At 65.2% G+C, this 23,980-nt stretch carries 25 protein-coding genes; 8 read left to right on the forward strand and 17 right to left on the reverse strand.

What is annotated here, in order from left to right; genetic code table 11:
* Window positions 1–15: 15 nt before the first annotated feature.
* The gene (locus BMY90_RS02900) at window positions 16–243 is read right to left on the reverse strand and encodes an SHOCT domain-containing protein (protein ID WP_092701322.1); all 228 of its coding nucleotides are present in this window, start codon (window positions 241–243) and stop codon (window positions 16–18) included.
* Between the two features lie 209 nt (window positions 244–452).
* On the opposite strand from BMY90_RS02900, the gene BMY90_RS02905 reads away from it, so the two are divergent.
* Together BMY90_RS02905 and BMY90_RS02910 are read left to right on the forward strand one after the other, a co-directional pair.
* A complete protein-coding gene (locus BMY90_RS02905) occupies window positions 453–650 on the forward strand; it encodes a hypothetical protein (RefSeq protein ID WP_008216524.1) in 198 nt (65 codons plus the stop codon).
* A 67-nt stretch (window positions 651–717) separates the two neighbouring features.
* Entirely contained in the window at window positions 718–1,119 is a 402-nt protein-coding gene (locus BMY90_RS02910) for a YchJ family protein (RefSeq protein WP_092701325.1), read from the forward strand.
* 42 nt (window positions 1,120–1,161) lie between these two features.
* Here BMY90_RS02910 and ligB read toward each other — a convergent pair whose 3' ends face one another.
* The 4 genes from ligB to BMY90_RS02930 form a co-directional block, all read right to left on the reverse strand.
* Window positions 1,162–2,850 carry an NAD-dependent DNA ligase LigB gene (ligB, locus tag BMY90_RS02915; RefSeq protein ID WP_092701327.1) on the reverse strand — a complete coding sequence of 563 codons (1,689 nt, stop codon included), beginning with the start codon at window positions 2,848–2,850 and terminating at the stop codon, window positions 1,162–1,164.
* Window positions 2,851–3,064: 214 nt separating this feature from the next.
* Window positions 3,065–3,823 carry an NRDE family protein gene (locus tag BMY90_RS02920; protein WP_008215897.1) on the reverse strand — a complete coding sequence of 253 codons (759 nt, stop codon included), beginning with the start codon at window positions 3,821–3,823 and terminating at the stop codon, window positions 3,065–3,067.
* 136 nt (window positions 3,824–3,959) lie between these two features.
* Complete coding sequence (locus BMY90_RS02925; protein ID WP_008215895.1) at window positions 3,960–4,832, reverse strand: methylglyoxal synthase; 873 nt, start codon at window positions 4,830–4,832, stop codon at window positions 3,960–3,962.
* A gap of 212 nt (window positions 4,833–5,044) precedes the next feature.
* Window positions 5,045–7,816, reverse strand: a complete 2,772-nt coding sequence (locus tag BMY90_RS02930) for a TonB-dependent receptor (protein WP_092701330.1) — start codon at window positions 7,814–7,816, stop codon at window positions 5,045–5,047.
* A gap of 542 nt (window positions 7,817–8,358) precedes the next feature.
* On the opposite strand from BMY90_RS02930, the gene BMY90_RS02935 reads away from it, so the two are divergent.
* Together BMY90_RS02935 and BMY90_RS02940 are read left to right on the forward strand one after the other, a co-directional pair.
* Window positions 8,359–9,552 (forward strand): murein hydrolase activator EnvC family protein, encoded by a 1,194-nt coding sequence (locus BMY90_RS02935; protein ID WP_092701333.1) that lies wholly within the window; start codon window positions 8,359–8,361, stop codon window positions 9,550–9,552.
* 128 nt (window positions 9,553–9,680) lie between these two features.
* Complete coding sequence (locus BMY90_RS02940; protein WP_092701336.1) at window positions 9,681–11,018, forward strand: S41 family peptidase; 1,338 nt, start codon at window positions 9,681–9,683, stop codon at window positions 11,016–11,018.
* Window positions 11,019–11,483: 465 nt separating this feature from the next.
* On the opposite strand, the gene tatC is transcribed toward BMY90_RS02940, so the two are convergent.
* The 4 genes from tatC to BMY90_RS02960 all read right to left on the reverse strand — a co-directional run bounded on the left by tatC (window position 11,484) and on the right by BMY90_RS02960 (window position 13,780).
* Window positions 11,484–12,254: a twin-arginine translocase subunit TatC gene (gene tatC / locus BMY90_RS02945; protein ID WP_092701339.1), complete on the reverse strand. Its 771-nt coding sequence runs from the start codon at window positions 12,252–12,254 to the stop codon at window positions 11,484–11,486.
* On the reverse strand, window positions 12,241–12,714 hold the full coding sequence (tatB, locus tag BMY90_RS02950; RefSeq protein ID WP_092701342.1) for a Sec-independent protein translocase protein TatB: 474 nt from the start codon (window positions 12,712–12,714) through the stop codon (window positions 12,241–12,243). The genes tatC and tatB overlap by 14 nt, the downstream gene beginning before the upstream one ends.
* A 48-nt stretch (window positions 12,715–12,762) precedes the next feature.
* Window positions 12,763–13,020, reverse strand: coding sequence for a Sec-independent protein translocase subunit TatA (tatA, locus tag BMY90_RS02955; RefSeq protein ID WP_008215886.1), 258 nt, complete (start codon window positions 13,018–13,020; stop codon window positions 12,763–12,765).
* A 70-nt stretch (window positions 13,021–13,090) separates the two neighbouring features.
* Window positions 13,091–13,780: a lipid-binding SYLF domain-containing protein gene (locus BMY90_RS02960; protein WP_092701787.1), complete on the reverse strand. Its 690-nt coding sequence runs from the start codon at window positions 13,778–13,780 to the stop codon at window positions 13,091–13,093.
* Window positions 13,781–13,915: 135 nt separating this feature from the next.
* Here BMY90_RS02960 and hemH point away from each other — a divergent pair, with 135 nt between their 5' ends.
* Both hemH and BMY90_RS02970 read left to right on the forward strand, forming a co-directional pair.
* Entirely contained in the window at window positions 13,916–15,049 is a 1,134-nt protein-coding gene (gene hemH, locus BMY90_RS02965) for a ferrochelatase (protein WP_092701790.1), read from the forward strand.
* Window positions 15,046–15,915, forward strand: a complete 870-nt coding sequence (locus BMY90_RS02970; protein WP_092701345.1) for an alpha/beta fold hydrolase — start codon at window positions 15,046–15,048, stop codon at window positions 15,913–15,915. Before hemH ends, BMY90_RS02970 begins: the two co-directional genes overlap by 4 nt.
* Window positions 15,916–15,952: 37 nt before the next feature.
* Here BMY90_RS02970 and BMY90_RS02975 read toward each other — a convergent pair whose 3' ends face one another.
* From BMY90_RS02975 to BMY90_RS03005, 8 genes are all read right to left on the reverse strand, one after another.
* Window positions 15,953–17,125 (reverse strand): ABC transporter permease, encoded by a 1,173-nt coding sequence (locus tag BMY90_RS02975; RefSeq protein WP_092701348.1) that lies wholly within the window; start codon window positions 17,123–17,125, stop codon window positions 15,953–15,955.
* Window positions 17,122–17,856, reverse strand: coding sequence for an ABC transporter ATP-binding protein (locus tag BMY90_RS02980; RefSeq protein WP_008215873.1), 735 nt, complete (start codon window positions 17,854–17,856; stop codon window positions 17,122–17,124). The genes BMY90_RS02975 and BMY90_RS02980 overlap by 4 nt, the downstream gene beginning before the upstream one ends.
* Entirely contained in the window at window positions 17,853–19,442 is a 1,590-nt protein-coding gene (locus tag BMY90_RS02985) for an alpha/beta fold hydrolase (protein WP_092701351.1), read from the reverse strand. Before BMY90_RS02985 ends, BMY90_RS02980 begins: the two co-directional genes overlap by 4 nt.
* 7 nt (window positions 19,443–19,449) lie before the next feature.
* The gene (locus BMY90_RS16960) at window positions 19,450–19,713 is read right to left on the reverse strand and encodes a hypothetical protein (RefSeq protein ID WP_139201670.1); all 264 of its coding nucleotides are present in this window, start codon (window positions 19,711–19,713) and stop codon (window positions 19,450–19,452) included.
* Between the two features lie 18 nt (window positions 19,714–19,731).
* Window positions 19,732–20,127: a hypothetical protein gene (locus BMY90_RS02990; RefSeq protein ID WP_092701354.1), complete on the reverse strand. Its 396-nt coding sequence runs from the start codon at window positions 20,125–20,127 to the stop codon at window positions 19,732–19,734.
* 14 nt (window positions 20,128–20,141) lie between these two features.
* Complete coding sequence (locus tag BMY90_RS02995) at window positions 20,142–20,336, reverse strand: helix-turn-helix transcriptional regulator (RefSeq protein ID WP_092701357.1); 195 nt, start codon at window positions 20,334–20,336, stop codon at window positions 20,142–20,144.
* 72 nt (window positions 20,337–20,408) lie between these two features.
* A complete protein-coding gene (locus BMY90_RS03000) occupies window positions 20,409–21,011 on the reverse strand; it encodes a hypothetical protein (RefSeq protein ID WP_092701360.1) in 603 nt (200 codons plus the stop codon).
* A gap of 10 nt (window positions 21,012–21,021) precedes the next feature.
* On the reverse strand, window positions 21,022–21,960 hold the full coding sequence (locus tag BMY90_RS03005; RefSeq protein WP_245734834.1) for an alpha/beta fold hydrolase: 939 nt from the start codon (window positions 21,958–21,960) through the stop codon (window positions 21,022–21,024).
* A 627-nt stretch (window positions 21,961–22,587) separates the two neighbouring features.
* On the opposite strand from BMY90_RS03005, the gene BMY90_RS03010 reads away from it, so the two are divergent.
* Both BMY90_RS03010 and BMY90_RS03015 read left to right on the forward strand, forming a co-directional pair.
* Entirely contained in the window at window positions 22,588–23,133 is a 546-nt protein-coding gene (locus tag BMY90_RS03010) for a fimbrial protein (protein WP_092701363.1), read from the forward strand.
* 92 nt (window positions 23,134–23,225) lie between these two features.
* Entirely contained in the window at window positions 23,226–23,975 is a 750-nt protein-coding gene (locus tag BMY90_RS03015; protein ID WP_092701796.1) for a fimbrial biogenesis chaperone, read from the forward strand.
* The last annotated feature ends 5 nt before the right edge of the window (window positions 23,976–23,980 follow it).

Here is a 23,980-nt window from a genome sequence, read left to right on the forward strand (position 1 = left end):
CGGCCGCCCACGCTCCTAGACATCGCCAATAATGGCACGGCGTTGCCGCTCGTATTCTGCTTCGGTCACCAGACCGCGCGCTTTCAAGGATGCCAGCTCCCGCAGCCGCGCTTCGGTGGACGGCGCCGGACTGGCCCCTCGTGACAGACGCCGCACCAATCGTACGATCAGCACGATGATCGCCACAGGCACGGCCAGCACGATAACCAGAATCAACAAGTGCCAGATACTGTCAAATCCCATGTTCAATGATTCTCACGTTGCCAAATGTCGAGCACCGAGTCTTGCGTGAAGCGCTGTTCGACCTGACGTCGGACTCCAGATGCCATTCCCTGCAAAGGGTAAACGTGGATACGGTGGTGCGTCTGTCGGCGCGGGCCTACCTGGGCGCTCATGTACGCAGCGACATCACTGCGCTAGAGTCCGCTGCACTCCTTCCACGAGGTCGCCACATGGCTGCTTTCCTGCTCTGGATGTTGTTGCTGGTGTTCTGCTGGCCGCTCGCGTTGCTGGCCCTGGTGATGTACCCGATCGTGTGGCTGCTGTGCCTGCCCCTGCGGCTGGTCGGGATCACCGTGGGTGCGGTGTTCGCCTTTCTTGGCGCGGTGTTGATGTTGCCCGCACGCGTGTTGCGCGGGCGACCGGCCTGAGAGGCTTTCGGGCCTCGCGATGATCGCCGTGCAACACGGCATGTCGACTTCGCGGTAAAAAGACGGCATGCGATCGATCGATACCCTGACACCGTGCCCGTGCGGAAACCCTTCCGGTTACACCACCTGCTGTGGCCCGCTGCACGACGGCGCCGCGGCTACGAGTGCCGAGCAACTGATGCGCTCGCGCTACAGCGCCTACGTGCTGCAACGCGAGGACTACCTGCTGGCCACCTGGCACGCCGAAACGCGCCCCGCCTCGCTGCGACTGGCTGCGCAACACCCGCAGCCCACCTGGCTGGGACTGGAAATCCGCGACGGTCGGCTGATTGACGACGACCACGCCACGGTCGAATTCATCGCACGCTACCGCCTCGGTGGCGGCCGCGCACAACGCCAGCACGAGCTCAGTCGTTTCGTGCGCGAGGATGGCCGCTGGTACTACGTGGATGGCGAGCTGAAGAACTGACGCCAACGCGCGACGTGGCCCGGCGCGCCATCACACCCACGCTCAGAATCCCTGCACGCCGGCACCATGCAATTGCACCGCCAGCGCCTGCATATCCGGCTGGTGGACGAACGCCAGCAGCCGTCGTGCGCGACTCGCGCTCATGCCTGTCGCCTGCCAATCGGCAAGGCTTCGCGATTGCAGCACTTGCCAGTTGTTTGCTTCAGGCGGTATGCGGCCGGGCAGGCCCAGCGCATGCAGCCAGCGTGCAAACGAGTGCTGGCGCGCACGGGCAAAGGTGTGCGCAATGGCCTCTGCGCGACCGGCACCGATGCCCGGCACGCCGGCCAATTGTTCTGGCGTCAGCACCAGCCAGTCGAGCAGGTGGCGCACCTTCCCGGCGTCGATCAGCGCCTGCCACGTGGCGGTGCCCACGCCACTGAATTGCAGGCCTTGCCGACTTCCCAACCATTCCAGCCGCGCGAGGAATTGGCGCCGGCAGTCCGGCGCGACCTGCCAGCAGGTGGCGGCATCATGCGCATGCGGATCGGGCACCTCGACCGGGGCGCGTTGTGCCGTTCGCCACACCACCGCCTGTAGCCGTGGAATGGTGAGACCGGCCAGCGCAATCTCCACCTGATCTCCAGGGCGGATATCCAGCTCACGCCAGCGCCGCAGCGAACCCACGCCGACCCGCTGCACGCGATGGTCGCCCAGTTGCACCGGGACCAGTTCCAGCACCGGCGTGATGCGCCCCGTGCGCCCGAGAGTGAAGTCGACGGCGCGCACCTCGGCCAAGGCCTGCGCGGCGGGATACTTCCACGCCACCGCCCACGCCGGTGGCGCGGGCTCCCATTGCGGGCCGGGTGGGCGATGACCCTGGCGCACAACCGTGCCATCGGCAGCGAACGGCATCGGGTGGCGATACCACTGCGCGCGCCAGCGCTCGACCTGATCGATGGAAGTCGCCGGGTGCGTGTAGTCCGCGCTGTCGCCCAGCCCCATCGCGCGCATGCCGGCCAAGCGCGCCGGCATGTCCGCCGGACCATTGGGCCAGTCCCACACGAACAGGCCGATATGCGCAGCGGTCGCATCGTCCAACACCGCGCGCGCCAGCGCCCCGGCCACCGCCGAACGCGCGTTGACGCCACCATCGCGCGATTGCACGTGATCGGCCAGCCGCCAGTAGATCTCGCCCTGCAGGATGACGCGCGCCGGCGCGTGCAGCAGTTGCTTCGGGATGGCCGCGATGCGCATGGCCTTGGCGGTCCAGTCCGAACCGTGCACGCCATCGCCGCGACTGATCGCCTGCTGCAAGCGGCCATCCACATAGACCAGGGTCACCGCCACGCCATCGGCTTTCGGCTGTACCCACAAGTCGCGGTTGCCACGAGCGCGCATCCAGGCCGCCAGCGCTTTTGCATCCGGCAATTTGGCCAACCCGGTCTGCGCCACCGGCGCGCGAACGGTGCCGCTGGCATCGGCCAGATGTCTGGGCATCGGCGGTGCCTGTTCGGGAAAGCAGCGCGACCATTGCGCGAGCCGCGCCAGCGACTGGTCGTAGACCGCGTCGTCCACCGCCGACTGGCCGTTGACGCGGTAGTCATGATTCCAGCGATCGAGCCGGTCGTGCAGCGCGGCCAGCTCCTGCTTTGCCTGCGTGGGCGACCAGGCCGGACAACTGTCTGCCAAGGCGACCTGTGCCACCGCCATCAATACACAAAGCACCCATCCCTGCCGTTGCCTGCGCATCTCGCGCTCCCGCTGCGTCCATGAAACCTCACGCTATGCGATGCCCGGGACGAACGACAGGCGGGACGGGCGACCAACGGCGTAGGCCTGTGCCGCATCGAGCGCGCGGCATCGCTGCCGATACGTGTAGGAGCGCACCCTGTGCGCGAATGCTTTTGGCTCGATACCGCGAAAACCTTTCGCTCACGCCCCTAGGAGCGTGAGCAGGGTGCTCCTACGGCAACACGAGACGGGTTTCGCCATCGAAGCGTCCATGCGGCCCGAAGCGTCGTTCCACGATCACACCGCGGTCATCATGGCCGATCGCCACGACCGTGCTGGCGCGGGTGCCGTAGTGTTCGCCGCGAATGAAGGCCGGTGACAGCATTCGCTCGCGTTCCAGCCCCACGCCGGTGTCCGGCAATTCGTCGTCCGGGGCCTGATGTTCATCGGCCAGCGCGGCGAACAGCGGCGCAAAATCGTCGGCATCGGCGGATGTCGTCCATCGCTGCAGCCGTTGCATCAAGGCCCGCGTCTTCGGCCACGGGGTATTGAAGTCCGCATTGGATAGGCCGTGCACACCCGGGGTTACTGCCTGCGCACGCGCCTCGGGACGATTGCCGAGATAAAACGCGTCGTGCGCATCGAAGGTAAGCAGGTTGAACGGGCGATAGTCGGCTGCGCAGGCGCGCAACGCTTCGGCATGCGTGGCAGCGTCGGCACTTCCACCCAGATAATCGGTCAGCAGCAGTCCCCGCGACTGACCCCGCTGCGGGTCACGCGGATCGCGCACATTGGTCACCACGCCGCAACGTCCATCCCCGGTCACACCCAGCCAGGTACCGCCGGCCTGCAGGTCGCGGCCGGCGATGATCGGCAAGTCGTCCCAACGCGCCAGCGGTGCACTGGGCCGCGCGTGGAATTCGTCGCGATTGCCCGCCAGCAGCAGACGCCAGCGCGGATGTGCTTGCCAGGCGAAGGCGATCAGGCACATGAGGGCAGGCGTGAGTGGAGAGGAGTGAGGAGTGAGAGTGCCGCGCGCGGCATGCCAGCGCGACTCATCTCGGATTCCCGCACGGAAACGTCACCTTGCACGATCTTGCTCTCTCTCACTTCTCACTCCTCTCCACTCACTTCTCGCTTCTGACCCGCGCCGCTTCGGCCCAGCGCGCCGCCACGCGCGGCGAGGTCATGCACACGGTTTCATCGGTGCGCGTGGTCACCGCGCGTTCGAGCAACTGGATATCGGCCTCGTGCTGACGTGCCACGTGCGGATCCTCGAAGAAGATCGCACGCTGGCAGCGGCGCTCCAGCACCAGGTCGGCAATCTGCGCGTCACCGCCCATCGGGCCGCTCTGGTAGCGGTCCACCCACTGTTGGCCTTCCGGCCAGCCGCGACTCCAGGCCAGCTCGTTGAGGCGCTGGCCGGTGGTGCCGGTGGCCACGCGACGGGCGAAACGCGACAGCAGGTCGAAGTGCTCCGCGGCGTAGGCCAGCATCTGCGGTTTCATCGCATCGTGGGCAATCAGCGCCAGCGTGCGTGTCTGCGTTGCATACAAATCGTCGGCGCCGGGATCGGGCGCCAGCCCCGCATGGATGCGTTCCATCTCCACCCAGTCGCGGGCCGAGGCCACGGTGGAAATGAACGGTTTGGCGTGGATCACGCATTGTCGCTTCAGTGCCACCGCCTCGGGAAACACCGAGGACGGATCGACCGGATCGATCAGGTAGATCGCCCCGTCCAGCGTGCGTTCCGTCTCGTCCAGCCCCACCACTTCGGCCACCAGTTTCATCAGGCCGCCTTCGCGGCCATACGGATAGCGGCGCAGCGGCGCGTAGCCCACCAGCATGTTCGCGCGCACGATCGCGTCATGCGTGCGCCCCACGGCGTGCAGGCCGAGTTTCAATTCGCGGATGCCTGCCTCGCAGGCGCGCAGCCAGCGGAACAGCGCGCCATCGTCGTGACTGTGGTGCAGTTGATTGGCGGCCAGGCCCATGCGCATCGCATCTGTCTCCTCGATCCGTGTTCGAAACGCCTGCATCTCGGCACACGTCGCGAATCGGGTTACGTGCATGTCGTGCGGGCCAGGAGTCTGCATTCTCGGCGACATTGCGCGTCACGGCCAGCGTTGCGCTAGTCGCATACGGCATAAAGCACACGGCGCGCCGGCAAGCCGGCGCGCCGTGTCAGACGCGGTAAAAACCGCCTGTTTGGCTAGAACTTCACCTTCACGCCCAGGTTGTAGAAGCGGCCGACCAGACCCGCCTGCGACCAGGTCGGGTTGTAGTTGAGGCCACCACCCGCGTAGTTCGCCGGATCGAATGGCGGCTTGCGGTCGAACGCGTTCATCACCGACGCCGTCAGGCTGAAGTGATCGTTGAACGCATAGCTGCCGGTGAGATCGAAGTCGTAGAACGCGCCGACGCTGCAGCTCGACGGGAAGTTCAAGCCAGTGATCGGATTGGTGCTCAAGCAATCCCCGTTATACAGCCCAAGCGTGCCCACATCCGCGGCAATCTCCCTGTACCCGCTGGTGTAATACAGCGTGCCGGTGACGGTCAGCGGACCGGCTACCAGCGTGTTCGACCACGAGGCGCGGCTGCGCGGCGTACCCGCACCGGACGACAGGTTGTACGGCCCCTGGGTACCCACGTAGGACTGCGTGGAACCATCGGCCAGGGTTTCCTTCCACTGGAAGATCTGCGTGCCGGTCAGCTCGCTGATGTACTGCCAGTTGTTGGCAAACTCGAAATGGGCCTGCAGGTCCACGTCGATACCGGTGGTCTTCAGCGAGTTGGCGTTGAGGTACGAGCCGATGATTTCGGACGGCCGCGCCAGCGCACCCGGATGATCCGGATCGGGCAGATCGGGGATCACCGTCACGCCGGGTGCCTGCGGCAGGCCCGCGTAGTAGTTGGCCAGCGCCGAAGACGTATCGGCCGCCACGATGTTGTTGGTCTTCTTGATGTTGTAGTAGTCGACCGAGGCATTCAACCAGCTGGTCGGCTGCAGCACCACGCCGAAGGTGAAGCTGCGCGCCTTCTCCGGCTTGATGTTCTTGTTCGCCAGCGTGTATTCGGAAAGGCTGTACGGCAGCACGTAGGCATCATTGCCGTGCGCCGTCTGGAAGGCCGGCGGCGGCGTGTGGGTGACGAAGCCCTGGGTCGAGCTGGAGCCGTTCTCGGCGAACGACGGCGCCCGGAAGCCCTTCGAGTAGGTACCGCGGAAGGCCAGCCAGTCGGTGGCCTTGTACTTGAAGCCGATCTTGGGCGAGAAGTTGTTGCCCGCGTCGGTGTAATGGTCGAAACGACCGGAAGCATCCACCTCCAGCGAGTCGAGCAGCGGCATGTCCACTTCGGCGTAGATGCCGCTGACTTCGCGGCTGCCCTTGGTCTGCGCGTTGCCCAGGCCCTGGAACTCGAAGTTCGGGTTGAGGGTGGGATCGTTCTGCGCTTCATGCCGGATCTGCGCACCGATGCCCAGGCCCATCGGGCCACCCGGCAGGTCCCACAACTCGCGGTTGGCGCTGAGGTCCAGCGTATCCAGGTCGCTGGTCGAGGTCTTGTTGTAGCCCGGCGCCAATGCCGAGCGAATCGCCGCCGAGTTGGCCGACGGATTGGCAAAGTTGTAAGTGCCCTTGGCGACGGCATCCATCAGTGCCGCATAGCTGATGTAACCCTGCTGGGTCGAATCCAGCCACTCGTGGTTGAGCACCAGCGCGGCGTCGTAGTTCCATTCGCCCACCTGGCCAGACACGTCACCCACGATGCGCGCATTGTGGTTGTCGTAATTGAAGCCGACCGGGATATCGCCGAAGTTGTAACTGATCAGCGCCGGCACCACGAACGGGTTGGACGGATTGCCCACCGGCAACGCGATGTTGTTGGTGTTGTTCGGCGTGCTGCTCTGGATCGAACGAGGTGCGCCCCGGGTGGTGGTCTTGGCCTCGTTGTAGCTGGCCGACAGATACGCGGTGGTGGTGTCGTTCAACTTGACCGTGAAGCGGCTGTAGATGCCACCCTGCTCCATCGCCGGCTGCACCTGCGCGTAACGGTTTTTCGCATCGTAACGGCACCAGCTGCCATTCTTCGGATCGGTGATCAGTGGCCCGGTGGTGCAACCGTGCAAGGGCTGCCACAGGCTGCCGGCGGTATTCGGGCGGATCGCTCCGTCGGTACCGGCCGCATGCCCGGGCGCACCGCCCAGGCCTGGCCCGCCCAGCGAGCTGAGGTCGCCCGTGTTGTACGGGAAGCCACGCTGGCTGGCCATGATCGGGTTGTCTTTCTGGTATTGCACGCTCAGGTAGGCGTTGTAGTGATCCTTTTCCAGATCGCCGCCACCGGCCAGGAAAGTGGCCTTGCGGGTGAAGCCACCACCATGTTGCGAGGTGCCCACGTCAGCCGTGGCTTCCACGCCCTGGAAACTGCGGCGCAGGATGATGTTGACCACGCCGGCGATCGCATCGGCGCCATACAGCGACGAGGCGCCGTCCTTCAGCACTTCGATGCGCTCGACCGCCGCCAGTGGAATGGTATTCAGGTCCACGAACGAACGCTGGCCGTCGTCGGACACCGGGTAATTGGCGTTGCGATGGCCGTCGATCAGCACCAGCGTGGAATTCACGGTAAGGCCGCGCAGCGCCACGCCGGACGAGCCGGCGGCGAAGCCGTTGCTGAAGGCATTCGGGACCGAGCCGCTGTTGTCGGCCGATACCGCGCGTACCACGTCGGACAGCGTGGTCAGGCCGCTGCGAGCGATCTGCTTCGCGGTGATCACGGTCACCGGCGAGGGTGTCTCCACGTCGATGCGCGGCAGCGCCGAACCGGTGACGGTGATGGTTTGCATCTGCTTGGCGTTCTGCACCGACGTGCCGTTCTGGTCTTGTGTGCCGGAACTGGATGACGACGTGCTTTGTGCATGGACAGCGCCAATGGCGGGCGTCAGCAGCAACGCGGCCAGGGCAAGCGAAAGCTTGTTGCGATTCATCGAAATAACCTCCACCCCAAAAGGGAGACACTACGATTCGCTCGAATTGTTTTGCGTGGATGCACCGGAGGGGACCGGCTTTGAAGGGGAACGGGGGATCCCTTCGGTGGGTACAGGCAGCCGCTTGAGCGGGGATAGCAGCTTCCTGCGGCGACATTCGTAACATCTCGACCATGTCTTCACAAGTCCATTACGAATGGCATACATTTTCTTTACGAAAACCTTCGCGAGACTGACGAAAAAAACAGGCCGCAAAAATCTTTATTTGGACGTATAGACTTCCAATTGCCACGACTCATCGAAAGCACAGGGGGCGTCCACTTTCCCTCGCGACCACCACTGATCCGCTTTCCCGATCGAGGCAATGCCGGCCCTCGATGAATCTTCTGCGTGAAGGCACAGCCATCCGGGTGGATTCACCGCATGCAACAGCCCGATCCGGTGCAAACGCCGCTCACGGCCAAACAGGGCAGCAGACCCGTGATTCGGCGTACCGTCGCGCCCGGCTCGCGGCCGCGCCGCGGCTCGGTGATAATCCCCGCATGCCCAAGCCCACGATGCTCCGCTCCGCCTCCCTCGCCTTCGCGGCCCTGCTCGCCTGCACCGCCTTCGCGTGGCCCGTTGCCGCACGTCAGACCGACAAGCCCCAGGCCGAACAGGCCCAGGCGCAGAAGAAGCTGGCCGAGATCCGCGACAAGATGAAGGCGCTGGCGCAGGAGCAGGCGCAAACCGCCGCGAAACGGGACACTCTTGACGCCGCCCTGGCCAAGCAGGCCAATGCCCTGGCCGCCGCCGCCAAGGCGGTCCGCGAAACCGACGCCCAGATCGCCGCCAAGCAGCAGCAGCTCGACCAGTTGCAGCAGCAGCGCAACGATCTGCAGCAGAAATTGCACGACCAGCGCGCGGCGATCGCCGACCTGCTGCGCGCCACCTACGCCCTCGGCCGCGGCACCGACATGCGAGTGCTGCTGGGTGGCGAGGACGTTGCCCGCATCGCGCGCGCGCTGACGTATTCGAAGTACTTCCAGCAGGATCGCGTGAAGAAGGTCAACCAGCTGATGGATGACCTGGCCAAACTGCAGGCGCTGGAGACCTCCATCACCGCCGAGCAGCAAGCGCTGCAAGCCGTCCGCGCCCAGCGTGAGGCACAGGCCAGGACCTTGCGCCAGCAACGCGCCGCGCAGCAGAAGCTGGCCAGCCAGGTCAACGCGCAATACAAGAGCCAGGGCCAGAAACTGGCGGCGATGAAGCAGAACGAGCAGTCGCTGAACCAGTTGCTCGACAAGCTGCAGAAGGCCATCGACGAGGCCGCCCGCGCCGCCGCGGAAGCCGCCAAGGCAGGCCGCCACGAAACCGGCGTGCCGGCGGGCAAGATCGCCAACACCCGCGGCAATTTGCCATGGCCCGCATCCGGCCCGGTGCACGACTACGGCAACGGCGTGCTGATCGCGGCACCAGCCGGCAGCGAAGTGCACGCGGTGGCCGCCGGCCGCGTCGTCTACGCGCACTTCCTGCGCGGCTACGGCCTGCTAATCATCGTCAACCACGGCAATGGCTGGATGAGCATGTACGGCAACAACGAAACCCTGCTGCACAACGTGGGCGACGCGGTGAAGGCCGGCACCGTGTTGGGCACCGCCCTGCCCAGCACCAGCAGCAGCACCGGCGTGTATTTCGAACTGCGTCACAACCGCAAGCCGGTCAACCCGCGTTCGTGGCTGCGACAACAACGTTGACGCCACGCCAGCACCATCACCGGCTAGGATGGCGTAGTTTCGGCTCCCCATCCTTCGGCCCGTTGAATTTCAGCGCTTGCCGGTGGTCCAAGCCGGATGCTGCCCCCTTCAGTTCGCGGAGTCGTTCCATGCGGTTTTCCCCCTTCAGCCTGATCGCCCTGCTGCTGGCCTCGCCGCTCGCGTTTGCACAGACCGGCCCGGCGCCCGCCGCCAGCAGCGATGCCCCGGCATCCGCCAGCTCCAGCGCGACAGGCAACCAGGTCGACACGGACGACATCCGCCGCTTCGCCCGCGTCTACGAAATCATCCGCCAGGCCTACGTCGAACCCGTGGGCAACAAGGCGCTGATGAACGACGCGATCAAGGGCATGCTGGCCAACCTCGACCCGCACAGCGCCTATCTCGACAAGCAGGGCCTGCAGGATCTGGACGAGGACACCAGCGGCCAGTACAGCGGCCTGGGCATCGAGGTGCTGGAGGACAACGGCGTGCTGCGCATCGTCACGCCGATCGACGACACGCCCGCCGCCCGCGCCGGCATCAAGCCAGGCGACATCATCCTCAAGGTCAACGGCAAGCTGGTCGACGCCGACAATATCGACGGCCTGTTCCAGGAATTGCGCGGCAAGCCCGGCAGCAAGATCGCGCTGTCGATCCTGCATGCCAAGAGCGACAAGCCGGTAGACATGACGCTTACCCGCCAGCTGATCACCGTCAGCAGCGTAAAGGTACGCGAGCTGGAACCGGGTTACGCCTACATCCGCATCAGCCAGTTCCAGGACGACACGGCTACCGACCTGGAGAAAAAGCTGGGTGAGCTGATCGCCAAGAACGGTCCGCAGAAAGGCGCCATCCTCGACCTGCGCAACAACCCCGGCGGCCTGGTGACCGCCGCCGTGGCAGTCAGCGACGACTTTCTGAATTCCGGCACCATCGTGACCATGCGCGGCCGCCTGCGCGACGCCAACCTCAGCTTCTCGGCCCATCCGGGCGACCTGCTGAACGGCGCGCCGATGGTGGACCTGGTCAACAACGGCACCGCCTCGGCGGCCGAGATCGTCTCCGGCGCGCTGAAGGACAACCACCGCGCCTTGATCGTGGGCCAGCGCACCTTCGGCAAAGGCGTGGTGCAGACCGTGCTGCCGCTGGACGCCGACCACGCGGTGAAGATCACCACTGCGCGCTACTACACGCCCAACGGCACCTCGATCCAGGCCGAAGGCATCAAGCCCGACATCGCCCTGGGCGACCTCACCGCCAGCGTGGCCGACACCCCTGCCATGCCGATCAATTCCGAAGCTGACCTGCCGCACCACCTGGCCAACCAGAACGCCGATGGCAGCAGCAATATCGACAACGACGGCAGCGCGCAGAGCACCAAGCTGGCCACGCAGGACTACGCGCTGTCGCAGGCGTTGAATATCCTCAAGGGGCTGGCGCTGAATCACGCCGCTTCAACCAAGTAAAAGCGCTTCCCGCATTCGCATCCTCTCCCCAATGGGGTACGCGGGGAGACGCCATGGATGGCGTCGGCTTTGAGGAGCGAGGAGAGGATTGAGGTGAGGGGCGGGTGCTCGCGGTAACGCCCGGCCCCGTCACGAACAGTCCTCCCACGGTGCCTCTCAGGAAACCCCCTATGAGCGGGTCTGGGTGAGGGTTCAGCCAGAGCGCGGCAATGATGCGTCCGCCAAGCCTGCAAGGACTCGCCCCGCCCGTACCTCATCCGTCGCTGCGCGCCACCTTCTCCCACAGGGAGAAGGGAAAGCCATCACCATCCGCTCGACCGGAATCCTCGATTCCCGCTCGCCCTGAGCGTAGCGCCGCAGGCGCGGAGTCGAAGGGTATTGCCTCAGTGCTTCGACTTCGCGCCTGCGGCGCGACGCTCGGCATGAACGGTACACGGGGCCCATCCGGTCAAACCCGGCGCCGACTCACTCCATCTCGTCCGATGCTCCCACCACCCGAGCCGGCACCAGCCAGCGCACCGCCAGCAAACCCAGCTCGTAGAGCAGGCACATCGGGATGGCCAGCATGATCATCGAGGTGATGTCTGGCGGGGTGATCAGGGCGGAGATGGCGAATGCGCCGACGATGGCGTAGCGTCGGGCGTTGCGCAGTTTCGGCAGGTCGACCACGCCCACCGCGGCCAGGATCACCACGGCCACCGGCACCTCGAAGCACAGGCCGAAGGCGAAGAACATCAGCATCACGAAATCGAGGTAATGCGTGATGTCGGTCATCATCTCCACGCCCTGCGGCGTCACCGCCGTGAGGAAGCGGAACGCCGCCGGCAACACCAGGAAATACGCGAAGGCGCAGCCGAGGTAGAACAGTGCCAGCGCGGCCACCAGCAGCGGCCGTGCCAGGCGTTTTTCATGCTTGTACAGGCCCGGGCTGACGAAGGCCCACAGCTGGTACAGGATCACCGGCATGCCGATGAACAGCGCCGCGTAAAACGCCAGTTTCAGCGGAGTGAGGAACGGGCTGGTGACCTGCGTTGCGATCAGGTGCGCACCGTGCGGCAGGCGCGCCACCAACGGCGCGGCCAGCTCGCTGTAGAGACGGTTGGCGAACGGCACCAGCGCCACCAGCACGATCAGCACGGTGGCCACGCATTTCATCAGGCGCGAACGCAGTTCCAGCAGGTGCGAAAACAGGCCTTGCTGCAGATCGTCGCCCAGGTTTGATTCAGGCTCGGCCATGCGATGACTCCGGCTCCCGCGCGGCGGGCTGAGGGGCGGGCTCGGCGGCGGGCTCGCCCAAAGGCAACTGGGCCTGCGCTTCGTCGGCGCCGGTGGCGGCGTCCGCGACCGGCGCCGCAGGCGACTCCGGCGCCCCGCCAGAAGCCGCATCCACCGCGGGCGCGCCAGCAGACTTCATCGTGGCCACGGCTTCATCCAGCGGCTCGCGCACCTGCTTCACGCCGGCCTCGACTTCCTTCTGCACGGCCTCGGCCTGCGCGGCAGCTTCACGCGCGGTGCGGCGAATTTCTTCCACTTCCAGCTCACGCTCCACTTCGGCGCGCACGCTGTCCCAGCCATTGCGCACGCGACGCAGCAAGGCGCCGGCGGTACGCGCCGCGCCGGGCAGTTTCTCGGGGCCGAGCACGATCAACGCGATCAACGCCAGCAACACCAGTTTGCCGAAGCTGATCTCGATCATCGCCTGCTCCACCCCTCTGCGGGATGCGTGGAGACCATGCGCAGACTCTTACTTCGACTCGGTGGAGTCGCGCTGTTCCTGCGTGGTGGACTGGGTCGAAGCCGGCGGCGGATCGGCCTGCAGCTTCTCGGCCGCCGCCTTCGCCTTCGCCTTGGCCTCTTCCTCGTCATCACCGTGCATGGCCTTCTTGAAGCCACGCACGGCATTGCCGATATCCGGTCCCAGGTTGGTGATCTTCTTGGTACCGAAGATCAGCAGCACCACCACCAGAAGGATGAGCCAATGCCAGATGCTGTCAAAACCCATGATTACCCTCGAGGCATGCCCGGGCGGAAACGGCTCCACCCACGGGAACGCCGATCTTCGCACATGACGATCACTTTGAAGTGTACTCCTCCAGCGCATCGCGGAAGCTCACCACTGGCGCCGGCACGTTGCTCACGCCGCCCTCGAAGATGCGCCGCGGGGTGATGCCCGCGCCATACACCGCCGTATTGGCGTCGTAGTCGATGCGCATCACGCCGCCATCCAGCGCCACGCCGGCGAACAGGCCGCGTGCGCGCGAGTAGGAATAGATCTCCGCATGCAGCTTGCCGTCGGTGGCGGCACTGGCATTGCGTCCCACCGGGCCGGCCGCGGCACTGGCATCGGCGCCAATGGTGAACTTGCCGTTGACGATGGAATCCACGCCACGCTGGGTGGTGAACACCAGCACCACGTCGGTGGAGGACACGCCAATCTGGAAGCCCACGCTGGCTCCGGTCAGGCTGATGAAGCTGGGGTTGGACCAGGTGCCATCCGGCCGCTTCACCGAGATCAGACCTTCGCCACGCCGGCCACCGAAGACGAAACCGGCCTTGACCAGGTCGGGAATCACCGCGATCGCATGGGCCTGCTTCAGCAGGTCGGTGGGAATGGATTTGTCCGGCGCCTGCTCGATATCGTTGAGCACGCGCACCGCGTTCTGCGCGCGCACCAGCGGCGGATCCTCGGCATGCGCGGCCATCGCGGGCAACAGCAGGAGCATGGCAACGGGCAAAAGTCGACGCAGGGAGGCTTTGATCATGGATGTCTCCAGGCAAATGATGGGCAAACGGAAGGCCGGCATGGCTTGGATGCGACCAGCGGTCGCAAGTTCATCCCGCGGCATCCACGGCAGGTTATGGCAGACTTGCGGATCGTTCCAGCCGCCGGCACCTCCATGTCACGCAGCCACTATACCGGCCTTGCCGATTTGCCTCATGACGCGCATGCGCCCGCCGTTCAGGCTGGCGTACTGCTGGTCAACCTGGGCACCCCGGAGGCGCCCACGGCGAAGGCGGTACGCCCGTATCTGGCCGAATTCCTCTCCGATCCGCGCGTGATCGAACTCCCGCGCTGGCTGTGGTGGCTGGTGCTGCACGGGATCATCCTGCGCACACGCCCGGCGCGTTCGGCGCATGCCTATGCGCGCATCTGGGAAGAACGCGGCTCGCCGCTGCGCTTCGGCAGCGAGGCGCTGACCGATGCATTGCAAGCCGAACTGGGACGTCAGCGACCGGGACCGATCAAGCTGGCACTGGCGATGCGTTACGGCGCACCGTCTGTCGCGCAACAGATCGCGCAATTGCAGCGCGCCGGCGTGCGTCGACTGCTGGTCTTGCCGCTGTACCCGCAATATTCGGCCACCTCCACCGGCTCGGTGCTCGATGCCGTGGCCGATGCGATCAAGACGCTGCGCTGGCCGCCGGAATTGCGCATCGTCAACGATTACCACGACGACCCCGGGCATATCGACGCACTGGCGAACAGCATCCGACGCTGGTGGGAAACGCACGGCCGCGGCGACAAACTGCTGCTGTCGTTCCACGGCATCCCCGAGCGCTACCGCGATGCCGGCGATCCGTATTTCTGCCAGTGTCATGCCACCGCACGACTCTTGCGCGAGCGCCTGGGGCTGGATGAATCCGAGGTCGTGCTCAGCTTCCAGTCGCGCGTGGGTCGCGAGCGCTGGCTGCACCCGTATACCGACGAAACCGTGCGGCGCCTGGCGTCCGAGGGTGTGAAGCGGCTCGACGTGGCCTGCCCCGGCTTCGCGGTGGATTGCCTGGAAACGCTGGAGGAAATCGCGATGCAGAACCGCGATTTCTTCACCGCCGCCGGTGGCCACGAATTGCGTTACATCCCGGCGCTCAACGACAGCACCGAACAGGTCGCCAGTCTCGCCACGCTGATCCTCCGCCACACCCAGGGCTGGCCGGAATTCGCCATCGACTACGACGCAGCCACCGCGCAAGCGCAACAGACCGCCGCACAGCAGCGTGCCAAGACCCTGCGCAGCGACGCCCCCGCATGATCGAACCGACGGAGCAACGCATCGCGCTGGGTCCGCTCACCCTCGCCGCGCAAAGCTGGGGCGACCCGGCCGCCTCGCCGCTGCTGGCCGTGCACGGCTGGCTGGACAACGCGGCCAGCTTCGCGAAGCTCGCGCCGTTGCTGGCCACGCGTTTCCACGTGATCGCGCTGGATCTTCCCGGCCATGGTCACGCCGACCACTTGCCCGCCGGCACGCATTACCACTTTCCCGACTACGTGCGTGTCGTGCTGGCGGCGGCTGACGTGCTGAAGCTGCAGCGTTTCGCCCTGCTCGGCCACTCACTGGGCGCCGGCGTTGCCTCGCTGACCGCGGCCGCAGCGCCCGCGCGAATCGAACAGTTGTACCTGATCGAAGGCCTGGGCCCGCTCGGCGACGACGGTACGCAAACCCTCGCACGCTTCCGCAAGGCACTCGCCGCGCCGGCCGCCAGCGACAAGTCGCTGCGCCGCTTCCGCGACATCGACCAGGCCGTCAGCGCACGCGCCATCGCCAGCGGCCTGCGCGCCGAACTGGCCCGCCCCATCGTCGAACGCGGCCTGCGCCAAACCGACGATGGCTGGCATTGGCGCAGCGACCCGCGCCTGACCCGCCCCACCGCCATCCGCCTGGCGGAAACGCAAATTCATGCCCTGCTCGCCGGCATCACGGCTCCCACGTCACTGCTGCTGGCGCGACCGTCCACGCCGTACCTGCCCGACACCATGATGCGTGGGCGCGCCACCTGCGTGCCGCATATCGATATCGAATCGATGGACGGCGGCCACCACCTGCACCTGGAACATCCGCAGGCGGTAGCGGCGTGGATGCTGCAACACATCGCTCCGCAAGCATCCACGCTTGCCTGAAGATGCAGCCCCTTGCGTACAAGGGGCTGCATCCGCATCACGCCGAGATCGCCAGTCGCTCGGAGCGGTAGACCCACACTGTCGCCAGCGTAACCAGCAACGCCACCACGAAGCCGCTGACCAGGCACATCATGACGTGGGGCATGCCCACCGCACCGCCGCGCAACAACTGGGTAATGCCCACCTGCTGGCCGAGCAGCGGCACCGCATACATCCAGCCGACGGTTTTCACCGGCATGAAGGTGAGCAGCATCGAGGGCAGCATCGGTACCACCATCAGCAGCGACAGGTAGGTCTGCGCCTCGCGGTAGGTCTTGGCAAAGCCCGCCACCAGCGTCTGCAGCGCCGCGAACAGCAGCACCAGGGGCAGCATCAGCAGGAAAACCCGGCCAGCAAACGCGAAGCCCAGATTCAGCGTCATGCCCATCTTGTCGGTGGGCAGGAAACGCCCTGCCACGGCAAACGCCACCACGCAGATCAGCAGGCTGGCCAGCGAGAACGTGCAGATCGCACCCAGCTTGCCGAGCAGGATCTTCCAGCGCGGCAGCGGATTGGCGAACAGCGGCTCCAGCGACTGCCGCTCGCGCTCGCCGGCGGTGAAGTCGATCGCCAGGTACATGCCGCCCACCAGCACGGTGATGACGAAGAAGTACGGCAGGATGCCGAACATCATCCCGGCCCGCGACTGCGGCGTGGACTGGTCGCGGGCATCCACCCGCAACGGCATCATCAGCTCCGGCGACAGGCCGCGCGCCACCAGCCGCATGGCACCCTGGGTGCCCGCATACGTCTTGAGCATGCCGGCCAGGCGCCCTTCGGCGGCATTGGCGTCGCGTTGCGAGGAGTCGTAGATCAGTTCCACCTGTGCCACTTCGCCCTTCGTCCAGGCTTTGCCGTAATTCGACGGGATGCGCAGCACCACATCGGCATCCTGGTTGCGCACGGCAGCATCCGGATCGGCCGGCGGCGACTGCAGCACCAGCCCTTGCTGCTTCAACGCATCGATCAGGTGCGGCGCGTACTGCGCGCCGATCACCGGCACCTTCAGCGGCTGGTCGGCCCTGTCCATCTGGTGGTTGATGGTGGTACTGATGAGCATCACCATGACGATCGGGCCGATCAGCGGACCGTACAGCAGGGCGCTGAGCACGGTGCGCTTGTCGCGCAGGCTTTCCTTCACTTCCTTGAGGAAGACGGTGAGCGTTTTCATGCGGCCAGGCCCTCCTCGCTGCCGATGATCTTCACGAAGGCATCCTCCAGGTTGGTCTCGCCGGTTTGCGCACGCAGCGCGTCGGGGGTTTCATCGGCCACCACGCGACCGTGCGCGATCACCACGATGCGGTCGCACAGCGCCGCCACCTCCTGCATGATGTGGCTGGAGAACAGCACGCAGCGGCCCTCCGCCTTCAGCGCCTGCATGAACTGGCGCAGGCCGCGCGTGGCCATCACGTCGAGGCCGTTGGTGGGTTCGTCGAGGATCACGTTGCTCGGATCGTGGATCAGCGCGCGGGCAATCGCGGTCTTCACGCGCTGGCCCTGCGAGAAGCCCTCGGTGCGACGGTCGAGGATGTCGCGCATCTCCAGCGCATCGACCAGCACATCGCTACGCGCACGCATCCGCGCCGGCTCGATATCGTGCAGGCGCGCGAAATACTCGATGTTCTCGCGCGCAGTGAGGCGCTTGTACAGCCCGCGCGCGTCCGGCAATACGCCAAGCAGCCGGCGCACGCCGAGCGGGTCGACCGCCGCATCGATGCCATCCACCTTGACCTGGCCGCTGTCCGGCTTCATCAGCGTATAGAGCATGCGCAGCGTGGTGGTCTTGCCGGCGCCGTTGGGGCCGAGCAGTCCGGTGATCTCGCCATCGCGAGCGATGAAACTGACGCCGTCCACGGCCTTCACCGTGCCGAACGTCTTGCGCAGGTCGCTTACCTCGATCATGGCGTGGCTCCGTTGAAGTCGATGAAGGTCGGGGTGGAACCGAGCCGATCCAGGCAGCTGGCGTCCAGTCCCTTCGGGTCGGCCTTGTCGATGAATTGGGTGAGCAACTTGGGCATGCAGCCGCGGCTCAACTCACTATGACCCTGGCCCTTGAACAGCAACTGCCGCGCATGGCCCAGGCCGGCGAGAATGGTCTTGCCGTAGGCCGGCGGGGTCACCGGGTCGCGCTCGCCGTCGAGGATCAGGATCGGCTTGTCGCTCTTCAACGGCGCATGGAAATTCGCCGGGCGCGTGCCGTGCGGCCACACCGAGCATTCGGTCTTGATCGCGTCGATCAGATGGTTGCCGAGGATGGTGTTGGCATCTTCCGGACGCGGCTTGAGCAAGTCGGCGTCCTCGCTGCAGATCACGCTCATCGACATGCCGTTGTTCATGTCGCCACTCAAGTCACCGCTGAGCAGCTTGGCCTGCCCCAGCAACGGAGCAACATCCCCGTGCGCGGCCGCGTCGATGGACAACGGCAGCAACGCGGCCGTTTCCGCCGTGTAGGCGAACATGCGCACCACGCCGGCCAGCGCATACTCATTGAGTGGCCGCGTCACCGTGGCCCAGGTCTGCGGGTCGCGGAAGCTGACCGTGTGCGGATTGGCCCGCAGTGCGTCGCGCAACTGGTACAGCGTCTGCATCGGATCGCCGAAGCGTTTCTTGCATGCCGGATTGGCCGTGCACTGCGCGAAGTCCAGCTTCAACGCGTGCTCCAGATTCGCCGCAAAATCCTCGCCCAACACGGTCTGGTTCGGCACCGGCGAATCAAGCACCACGCTGCGCACCGCATCGGGGTGATGCATCAGATACTGCTGCGCCATGCGCGTGCCGTAGGACACACCCACCAGGTCGAACGTAGGCGCGCCCAGTGCCTTGCGCACGTCTTCCAGATCCTGCACCGCCACGGTGGTGGTGTAGTAACGCGGGTCGGCACGCTTGCTTACCTCGGCCAGGCAGGACTGCACTTCCTTGCGCAACTGGTCGAGGTCCGGGCCGGCGACACGGGTGTCGTCGCCATCGTTGTCGGTGGAGGTGCAGCTGAGCGGATTCGAGCCGCCGGTGCCGCGCTGGTCGAGCAGCACCACATCGTGGTGCTTGAGCACGCCGTCGAACGCCGGCGCCACCATCTGCCACGACGCCGTAGCTGCCTCGCCGGGGCCGCCGGCCAGCAACACCACCATGTCCTTGTCGGCCACGGCGGCATCGCTGCGTACCAAAGCCAGCTTCAGACCGATGATGCGGCTGTGCGGATCGGCGCGGTTTTCCGGCACCTTGAACGTGGTGCACCACGCCTCTTTGGTGATGCCGCTGCCTGGTCGGCCCAGTTCGCAATCGTGCAACGTCAGCGAACCGACCTTCCAGGTTTTCGGCTTCGCCGGCGGCAACGGCTTCGCCGGTGCGCTGGCGGCGGCTGCCGGAGCCGATGCCGTGTCTGCCTGTGCCAGCGGCTTTTCGTGCGAGTGGATATAACGCCAGCCGAACCAGCCGACCGCCGCCACGACCACCACGATGCGCAATACGTTGCGTCCTGACATGCTCATGTTCCGCTTACCCCCCGTTTCCCGCTATGAATGGCGCGAGCGTCTGCCACAGTACGCGCGCCACCGCGCAACTGGATGGAGCATCGCACTCGACGTTCAGATGCAGACCCATGCCGGCAAGATGCCATGACGGCACGGCCATGGCCGTATTTCGTGACGTGCCTGCGCTGCCGTGCGCCGATACGACCACGGGAACGCGGATCAATGCCAGCAACGCCAGTGTCACGACGCATGCGGCCAGTACTCCCCTTTTTTGCCTTTCGTGTTTCATCGTAGTCACTCCATGTCATTACAGCAGCGCCCAGTAGCGATAGCGCAGGCGCGCGCCGATCTCGCACACCGCGTAACAACCGATCATCACCAGAGGCGCCACGTCGATCGAAACGGTCAGCAGCTTCAAGGCATGGGCGAAAAGCAGGACAAGAAAGATGCCGAAGGCGGCGATAAAGGCCTGCATCAGCGCCTCCAGTGCCAAGCGCCGACGCAACTCGTCGCACATCCTCAAATGACGGAACTCGACCCAGCCGCACCAGCCATAGCAGGACATCAGCACCACCAGGAAAGCGACTTTCCCCGGCGCACCCAGCGACGGTCCGAAATGCATCATCAATGCCGCCACCACCAGGGTCAGCAGCAACGGCGCCAGCGCATCGCGCAGATAACGCTTTACCGGTTGGTCTCTCATCACACTCTCCCGTGTCATTCGGCCGGTTCGAAAATCGACTCGATCGCCAACTCGAACAGTTTTGCAATCTTGAAGGCCAGCGGCAGGCTGGGGTCGTACTTGCCCGTCTCGATGGCGTTGACGGTTTGTCGCGACACATCCAGCTGTACCGCCAGGTCCGCCTGCGACCAGCCGCGCTCGCCGCGCAATTCGCGTACCCGATTGTTCATGCGCAGCGCCGCCCCGCTCCACGCTGCACCCGCATGGAAAAGTGGTCCAGCCATGCGCAAGGTACCTGCATGTCAGTCCTCCCGTTCCTGCCCTGCACGCACTTGCCGCACGCGGGCCCGGATCGCCACCACCACGAAGAACACGGCCGTGGCCACGAAAACCAGGGCGTCGCCGCGAAGGTGATGCCACCATGCGTTGAATCCGAACCCCGCCATCACCAGGGCGAGCAGCACGAAATACCACGGCATCCACGCACTGCCTTCGCCCGTGCACAAATTGCCCATGCCGTAGCGGCGGGCCACTTGCCTGTAGGCAATCCCATAGCCCGCCATCAGCATCGGAAACACCCAGATCAGCACACCGCCGCCCCAATGCAACACGCCACCAGCCACCAGGAACCCCACCACCATACTGAGCGCGGACACCAACGCCGTCGCCACGCCCAGCGCCACCAGATGGGTGCGCTGTTCCAGTTCATCACTGTCGCGGACGCGCCACCACATCAGCGCGATCACGTAGAGCATCGGCAATACCGGTGCCACGGCCAGCAAGGCCTTCAACGGCAGGTTGGTGGCAGCGCGCAACAACGGGCCATCCGCGAACAGCACGGCCATGTACACCAGCATCACCAGCATCAGCCGCTGTTCGTAGTGCTTCTGGGTCAGACGTGCCATTGCAACGACCTCACAACGCCTTCAGGAAGCCATCCAGCGTCTGCTGGAATTTCACCGGCTGGTCGAGCATCACGAAATGCCGCGATGGCGAAACCGACACCACCTTCGCCTTCGGCGCGTTGGCCAGCAGGCTCTGGTAATAGGCCGCCTTCTGCGCCGCGTCCGGCACCGGCTGCTTGCGCATGGCCGCGTACTGGCGGGCATCCGACGCGTAGTACGGCACGACTTCCATGATCGGCACGTTCGCCTGCTTCAGGCCCGGGCGGTAATCGGCCGCCATGTCGGCCGCCATGTACTCCGCGGTGGCCTTGGCATCGCTGCGACCAACCAATGGCGCCACGCGGGCGGCCTCGTTCGGGTCAATCACGCCAATGTGCTGCATGTAGGGAAGCGCTGCCGCCTTGAATTGCGCCGGCGTCATCGCACCCACGTGCGCCTGCACCTGCGCCGCAGCGGCCTGTCGCTGCGCTGCACTCATCCGGTCCATGTTCGGAAACACCGGCAAGCCATCCACCGCCACCACGCCCGAGAGCAGCTTCGCGTGTTCGCCGGCAAAGCGCAGCGACAACGTGCCACCGATGCTGTGACCCACCAGCACCGGTTTGTCGATGTGTTTCGTCTCGATCAACTTGAGCAGCGAGGCGTCGGCGCGATCCAGCAGCGTGCCGGCCTTGGCATCGGGCGCCGGCGGCGGCACGCCGTCGAAGCCGGCCAGGGTCACCGCGTACACCACGTGGGTCTTTTCCAGATCGGCAATGGTCCGCTGCCATACCCACGGCCCGCATTCCAGGCCGGGAATCAGGATCACCGGCCGACCATGGTCACCATGACGCTGCACCTGCAACGTGCCGACACGTTCCACCGGTGCACTTTCCGCCGCCATCGACGCCCCGGCAAAACCGACCAGCGCCACCACCAGGACAAACCCCCAACCGCGATGCTTCCCCATGACACCCTCCCGTGCATTCAGTGCGATGTAAAGCAAGCTTTACACGTCTTTTTATGTAAAGCAAGCTTTACATCGCATGGACGGTGAATGAGTAATCCCGGTTGCCAGCGCTGTCATGCGCATTTTTGGGAATCGTCCTAATGCCGGCGCCAAAACGGCGCTCTATCATGGCGCGCGTCCAGTCTTGCTCGCGCACTGGACTGACACGGATCGGAGAATCCGGACCTACAGTTGCCCTGTTGGTCAACTGTCACCTTGCACACTTCACATCCGGCGGCGTGGCGACAGATGCCCACCCCGGCTGCACAGGGAGAAGGAAAAAAGGGGGGCGCGTCCAATGATAAATAAGACATTCGACGCTGCGTGTCATTTCTAGACAATACGCACGCGTATGCGTCGCACCAAGCACATCAAGACAGCTCACGTCCATTGGACCTGCGGCCAGATGACGGCCGCGCGCGCGCCTTAAATGTGATGTAGATCACGTATTGGCACGATGATTGCTCCCTCCCTCTCCGACGGCGCGGCCTGATCGTCCGCTGGGGAGCGGGACCGGCTGGCCCGTCGCAAGTACCCGCACCACCAACGCTGTACTCACCAACCACTGTGGAAACCTGAGGAAACACCATGAACAAGCTGCTTCTCACCTCCGCGCTCGTCGCCGCCTTCGGCGCCGCTGCGCTCGCCCCGCAGGCCGCCAATGCGAACGACGGCACGATCAACATCAACGGCGCCGTCACCGGTTCCACCTGCACGGTCAAGATCAACGGTGCTGCCGGTCCGGCCACCATCACCCTGCCCACCGTCTCGACCACGGCGCTTTCTGCCATTGGCGACACTGCCGGCCAGACCGCGTTCGCGATCAACCTGTCCGGCTGCGCCGGCTCGCCGACCGCCACCAAGGCCTCGACCTTCTTCGAGAACGGCCCGAACGTGAATGCCGCAGGTCGCCTGGTCAACACCGGCACCGCCACCGGCGTCGACGTGCAGCTGGTCAACAGCGACAACAGCGTGATCACCGCCGGCAGCGCGGCCCCGACCACCGGCGCCGGCGTGGCCACCATCACCGCCAACGCCGCCACCCTGAACTACTACGCCCGCTACTACGCCACCGGCACCGTTGGCGCCGGCAGCGTGGCCAGCAGCGTGCAGTTCTCGGTGATCTACCAGTAATACCGCCGTACCACGCGAGCACCGCGACCGGCCATGCCGTGTCGCGGTGCCGCGCCCCGCTCCTGTCAAGCAACTGCTTCGAGGTCGCCCCCGTGAAACATTCCATCCACGCCTTGGCTACGGCGTTGCTGCTGCTTTGCCTGAGCGTTCCCGCGGCACAAGCCAACGTCGTCATCGGCGGAACCCGAGTGGTGTTTCCCGCCCAGGACGGTGAAGTCACCGTGCGGCTGACCAACAACAACAAAACGCCGGCTCTGGTCGAGGCCTGGATCGACAGCGGGGATGAGCATTCCACGCCGGACAAGGTCAACACGCCGTTCCTGATCACGCCGCCCATCTTTCGCATGGATCCGCACAAGGACCAGAGCCTGCGCATTCTCTACACCCAGAACAAGCAACCACTGCCGACCGATCGCGAATCACTGTTCTGGCTCAATGTGCTGGAAATCCCGCCCAAGCCCAGCGGCAAGGCATTCGCTGGCAAGAACCTGTTGCAGTTCGCGATTCGTTCGCGTCTCAAGCTTTTCTATCGTCCGGCCCACCTGGCTGGCGATCCGGCCAAGGCACCTTCGCTGGTGACCTGGACGAGCGTCCCCGATGGACAGGGCTATGCGCTGGAAGTGCACAATCCCACGCCGTACCACGTCACCATCGTGCAGGCCACGATCACGGTCGGCGGCAAATCCTATGTCAGCGATTCCGGCATGGTCGATCCTTTCGGCAAACTTGATTTGAAGGTCAAGAACCTTGCCACGGCGCCCGCATCCGGCACGCCGGTCACTTACGACATCGTCAACGATTACGGTGCAACCACGCCACTCAAGGGCAGCGTGGCGCCGTGAAGGCA

It is taken from the genome of Rhodanobacter glycinis, from assembly GCF_900114325.1.
GTDB lineage: Bacteria > Pseudomonadota > Gammaproteobacteria > Xanthomonadales > Rhodanobacteraceae > Rhodanobacter_A > Rhodanobacter_A glycinis.